The organism is Thioreductor micantisoli (assembly GCF_055392745.1).
Map to the genome: position 1 here is coordinate 1 of NZ_AP043761.1, position 5,168 is coordinate 5,168.

General features: G+C 26.9%; 7 protein-coding genes. 1 reads left to right on the forward strand and 6 read right to left on the reverse strand.

The annotated features are described in order from the left end of the window. Nucleotides 1–118: 118 nt before the first annotated feature. From ACZ5OA_RS08870 to ACZ5OA_RS08885, 4 genes are all read right to left on the reverse strand, one after another. The gene (locus tag ACZ5OA_RS08870; RefSeq protein ID WP_464908348.1) at nt 119–958 is read right to left on the reverse strand and encodes a tyrosine-type recombinase/integrase; all 840 of its coding nucleotides are present in this window, start codon (nt 956–958) and stop codon (nt 119–121) included. Continuing rightward, a complete protein-coding gene (locus tag ACZ5OA_RS08875; RefSeq protein ID WP_464908349.1) occupies nt 959–1,411 on the reverse strand; it encodes a hypothetical protein in 453 nt (150 codons plus the stop codon). Further along, on the reverse strand, nt 1,408–1,617 hold the full coding sequence (locus ACZ5OA_RS08880; RefSeq protein WP_464908350.1) for a hypothetical protein: 210 nt from the start codon (nt 1,615–1,617) through the stop codon (nt 1,408–1,410). Before ACZ5OA_RS08880 ends, ACZ5OA_RS08875 begins: the two co-directional genes overlap by 4 nt. Nucleotides 1,618–2,286: 669 nt before the next feature. Next, nucleotides 2,287–3,120 carry a hypothetical protein gene (locus ACZ5OA_RS08885; protein WP_464908351.1) on the reverse strand — a complete coding sequence of 278 codons (834 nt, stop codon included), beginning with the start codon at nt 3,118–3,120 and terminating at the stop codon, nt 2,287–2,289. Between the two features lie 280 nt (nt 3,121–3,400). Between ACZ5OA_RS08885 and ACZ5OA_RS08890 the strand changes: the two genes are divergently transcribed. After that, nucleotides 3,401–3,943: a GIY-YIG nuclease family protein gene (locus ACZ5OA_RS08890; protein WP_464908345.1), complete on the forward strand. Its 543-nt coding sequence runs from the start codon at nt 3,401–3,403 to the stop codon at nt 3,941–3,943. A 3-nt stretch (nt 3,944–3,946) separates the two neighbouring features. On the opposite strand, the gene ACZ5OA_RS08895 is transcribed toward ACZ5OA_RS08890, so the two are convergent. Next, the gene (locus ACZ5OA_RS08895; RefSeq protein WP_464908346.1) at nt 3,947–4,918 is read right to left on the reverse strand and encodes a DNA adenine methylase; all 972 of its coding nucleotides are present in this window, start codon (nt 4,916–4,918) and stop codon (nt 3,947–3,949) included. A gap of 56 nt (nt 4,919–4,974) precedes the next feature. Continuing rightward, a complete protein-coding gene (locus ACZ5OA_RS08900) occupies nt 4,975–5,118 on the reverse strand; it encodes a hypothetical protein (protein WP_464908347.1) in 144 nt (47 codons plus the stop codon). Between the last annotated feature and the right edge of the window lie 50 nt (nt 5,119–5,168).

The following is a 5,168-nucleotide window of genomic DNA, read 5'->3' on the forward strand; positions in this document are numbered from 1 at the left end:
TCTATACAAAGATAAACTTATTTAAAATTAGGTTTTAAACACATAATTAGGTATTTTTTACTATATAAACTTAAAAATATATTAAATCTATCAAAAACACTAAATTGCTTAGAATAATTTATCTCAAATAAGTATTTGTAATTTCTTCTCGCACGTGTCCCATCATTTTACTGACTTCTGCTTTGCTGTAACCCTCTTCAAGTTTTTTTTGGGCAAATGAATGTCTAATGCCGTGAGTTCCGTTCCACTCTCCACCTTGTTTTATAATTTCTGCTTTTAAATGGTCTTGATAAGTTCTAATTGCTACGTGAAATTTGCCGTCTGTTGCATTTTCTTTGATTTTTTGAACTAAGGTAGCCGAAATCTCTTTTTGCGACCACATACCCCCTTTCTGCTGATAATTTAATATGTTTCCTTGAAGATTTTTTAAATTGATGTGAGAGGCTTCTGAAATTCTTAGTCCATACTCCTTTTGGAGCTGGAAGACAATTTGTTCTCTTGGGTTTTTTAATTGTATTTTGTTTAAAAGTTTTTGAGAGTAGGCACGAGTTGTTAAAATATTTTCTTTAAGAGTTGTTTTAAATTCTGTTCTAAGTTCTTTTATTTGATTTTTTGTAAAGCTAAAATGGTCTGCAAGTTTATTTAGTTCCGATAGATAGTTACTTGCTGTGTTATATGTTAAATTTTTACTTTCGATCCATTCTTTTATTACTTTGCTTGTAATTTGGGACATATCTTTGTTTTTATAATTCTCTTTAAAAAATTTTCCTAAATTTTGGAGATGACTGCGAACATTATCCAAAGTTTTGTAGCTGTGGAACTTATTAGATATTTTATGTCCGTTTTCTCCCTTTAAATTTGATGAGTTACGAGTTTCCCTTTTACTTTCTCCAATTCCGTTGTGCTGTTTGAGTATTCCAGAAACTTGATAATTTATAGAGCTTCTAACTTTTGCCATTTAAGCTTCTTTTATTTCTTGATTTATTTTTTTTGCTTGTTTTTCTTTTCGTTGTGCTATGTTTTTATATTTTATAAGCTGTTTTGTTAAAAGTTTATTTTCTACATTTTTATCTATAAGTCTTTTTTCCATTTGCTTTATTTGTTCTTCGATTTGTTTAATCTCTTCTTTAATTTTAGTTATTTCTGTTAGATTATTTTTTAATTCTTCTGCTACATTTTGCATTTCTATTTCTGCTACTTTTTTAACTTCATCATAATAATTTTTAATTGCATTTTCTAAGTTTCTTTTGTTATAACTTAGTTGAGATTCATCGAAGAAATAATCTTTTATTTCTTCTTTAATTCCTTCAACTATTTTTGGAAGTTTATAAATTATATAGCCAATTCCAAATACTAGAAAGATAAATCCACTACCAAAAAAAATTGTAGTAATTAATATGCTATAGTTCATTTTTTTACCCCTTTTATAATATTAAAAATTGTTGTTTGTCCTAATGTTGTCCCTTTAAATTTCGAATTCGGAATGCATCTACGATTTATATAATCTCTAATTTCTCGAATGCTTTTTCCTTCATTACGTAAGGATAAAATTTTATCCTTGTAATAAAGTTTGCATAACTTTTTTTTATATTTATCATCACCAGTTACTATTTCCATATGTTAATATTTCTCCTTTTATTAAGTGTTCGTAAAATTATATCAAAAACTCCATAAATAGCCCAGTTATTACGCCGAATTTCGCGTAATGACTGGGCGATACCCCTTGTAAGAACGAAAATTTTTTGCTAAAATGTTAGTTCAACTTTATTTTATGCATTTTTTCGTGAGTTTGCGTTACTTTTACACCACGTTTGTTTTTGTGCTAAAAAAACAAAAGAAAAAGTAACAGGTTGTCCGTAAGATATTTTTATATATTTATGATTTTTTATTTAATCTTACGAGTTCGTTTGCGGTATGCTTTAACGGTCTTTTATTTAGTTATTAGACAAAAAGCTCTAGCGTGTTTCTATCGATGTGAGTGTCGATAATAAGCCACTTTCTTCTTAAACATCTTGCTTAGGTGGGAGTTTAGTTAGTTAAATGCTTAGGGAACATCAGGCAATTTCTGTGCGTTGGATACGCTAAAAAGATTTGTAGTGTCGGTTGGCATTTTTTAAATGCAGAATTAAGTTAGAAAGTTATGCTTCTTGAAAAAAGCAGTAGAATTGCTAAACAAAAATTTTAAAAAAAAAGGAGAAAAAAAGAGAAGAAAAAAGTAAATTTTAAACTACTATAACTATTAAAAATTTTAAAACTCAATACAGGATATTATTATTGCCTATTTTTTTATATAATTCCCTCTTCTTGTAGTTCTTTTAGATGTTTTGGTATTGTATTTCTATGTAATCCTGTTGCTTTTGATAATTCTTTAATATTCCAGCTTCCGTTTGCTTTTTTGTATTCATTTGCTAAAAGATTATTTTGAATAAATCCCAATAAAGTTGCTCTTGCTCTTTGGTGTTTTAGTTTTGCATTTGCTTTTGCTCTTTCAGTTCTTGTCATTTTAAACTCCCTTCGTTGTGGTATAGTCCAATCTCTATCGTTATACCAATTCCAAATACTTCTACACTTTGCTTTTAATGTGCTTCTATCTTTTCTACCAAAAAAAGTTTTAAGAGTATAGTCTTCTATTGTGCTATAAGGCACAGGAGTGCCTTCTCCAAATTCTTTTATAAGCTCTTCGGTATAAATTTTAATAGCCCAAAAGATTTGGTCTGTTACACTAGCACTTTCAGCACTCCATATTTTTTTTTCTTTTACCCAATAAAGAGAAGGTAAATTTTGAAATTGTCCTAACTCATAAGAGTGTTTTATATCTTTTATTGCGTATTCATTGTCTAAATGTGGCTGATAAGATAATCTTTCAGGTTTATGCTCTTTAAAAGCAATTACAAATCGTGCAATAATGTCATTAAAATATTCTCTTGCTTCTTTTGTTCCAGGGTAGCCATTTATTTGCCAGCCAATAAATGCTCCACCACGATTTGAGTGTAGCACATAGTTTGGAGCTGGTAAATTATATTCTAAAAATTCAGTTCCTACTGCATTTTTTAAAAAAAAATATAACCAAGTTATGTCGTTTGACTTTAAATATTTATATCTATTATGGTATAATTCCATTTAATAACCTTATTGAAGTCTATAAGCGTGCTCGCCAAAGTTTGCTTATAGACTTTTTTTTGATGTTTTGACGCACAAATCATACTATGTTTTATGCACAATGTCAAGTATGCACAATTCAAACGCTATAAGGGGGTAAGTATAGCGTCTAAAGATTTTATGCTTTCTTTCTTTTTTTCTCCTTTATTATTATAATAAGTATATATAATAAAAAAAGTAACTTAAATCGTTTAAAATATAAAAATATTTGATATGATAATATAAAAAAAAGGGAAATAGTATGAATATATTAGATGTAAAAACAAGTAAAAAAGTAGGGGATTTTGAATTAAGAAAAGATGATAATTCAAATAAAATAAAATTAAATTATAATACAGGAGAACTTTCTTCCACAGAATTGGTAGAAGATACACCAAGAGTTTATTTGTTTGTATCCGAAGGTGAAATTAAAAAAATAGGTGGTTCAGCGTCTAAAGGAGGAATAAAAGCAACTATGTCTTTTTATGTAAATGCAATGCAGGGTAGTCCAGGAAGACCTAGATTTATTATTCATAGATTGATTGAAGAAGAATTAAAACTTGGTAAAAAAGTAGAATTATATATTATTACCTCTCCTAGAGTAAAAGCTAAAGTTGCAGGTTTATTTGGGTATGAAGAAGTAGAAGTTGCAAGTTTTAAAGAAATGGAAGATAAATGTAAAAAAGATTATTTTGAAAAAGAAAAAAGATACCCTGATTGGAATTTTCAAGAAAATAGTGAATCTTATCCTAAAGAAATAGAGGAAGAGTTTATGAGTTATCACGATAAGAGATTACATCATTAAATATTAAGATTGGGGAGAAGAATAAATTAAAATTTCATGACTTTCTTTAATATTTGTATTAGAATTTCTTTCTTTTCTGTATTTTCCTATTCTTTTTTCTCCTTGTCCCATTGTATATTGCCAATTTGGAAAATATTGTTCAAAATCTTTATAATATTCCCTAATTGTTGGGCAATCATTATAACTTAAAATAAAACCTCCTTTATGTTCTTTTAACATATCTTTTAATTTTTCGTGTGGGAAACCATTATGATGAACAGGAAAATTTCTCATAGGATAAATACCTTTAAACATTTTGCTATCTTTACCAATATAATAAGGTGGATCTAAATATAAAAAATCATTGTTATATTTTTTTAAAATTTCTTGAAAGTCAGAGCAATATACTTCTAAATGGTTATTTTCAAATTTTTCGAGTTTTTCTAATAAAGTTAAATATTTTCTTTTGTTTAGATATATTGAACTAGGCCACCCTAAAAAACCAGGTCCATAACTAAGATTATAATTAAAATAATAATATGCAGCTAATTTAATTTTATCTGAAATAATATTGTTTTTTGAACCTTTTTTATATTCATTCCATTCCCAATGTTTTTTCAGAATTTCTTTTACTTTAATATATGTTTCTTTATCAGGTTCAAGATTATATAAAATATTTAACATTTCTTTTTTCATGTTTTTATCTAATAAAATTTGCCAGAAATTAACTAATATATCAAATATATCAAAACCAATAACAGGAATATTTAGTTCTTTACTTATAGCAGTCTCAATACTACCTCCTCCTATAAAAGGACTTATAATCCTTTTTACATTAGGTAATAATTCTAAAATTTGTCCAACTGCTAAACTTTTTCCACCTGGGTATCTAATAGGTGCTCCTAAATATCTTTTATATTTATTTTTTGTAGATGTTTTACTTTTTATATTAGATAAAAATAATTCTTTTTTTGTTTCAAAATCATCAAATAGCATTAAAATGCTCCTTTTTTTTATAATAATAACATATCTGTCAGGCGTTTGTCAAGACATTATGCCTTTGTTTTATTTTTTTTAAGATATTCTTTTATAAAATTTCTTATAACACTGCTTGCATTAAAACCTTGTTCTGAAGTAATTTTTTTAAATTCATTCCATTCTTTTTTATCTATTCGTATAGTTACTTTATTTAGCATTTTAAGTCCTTATTTTTTTACGAATTATATAATAAATTATACAGATATTG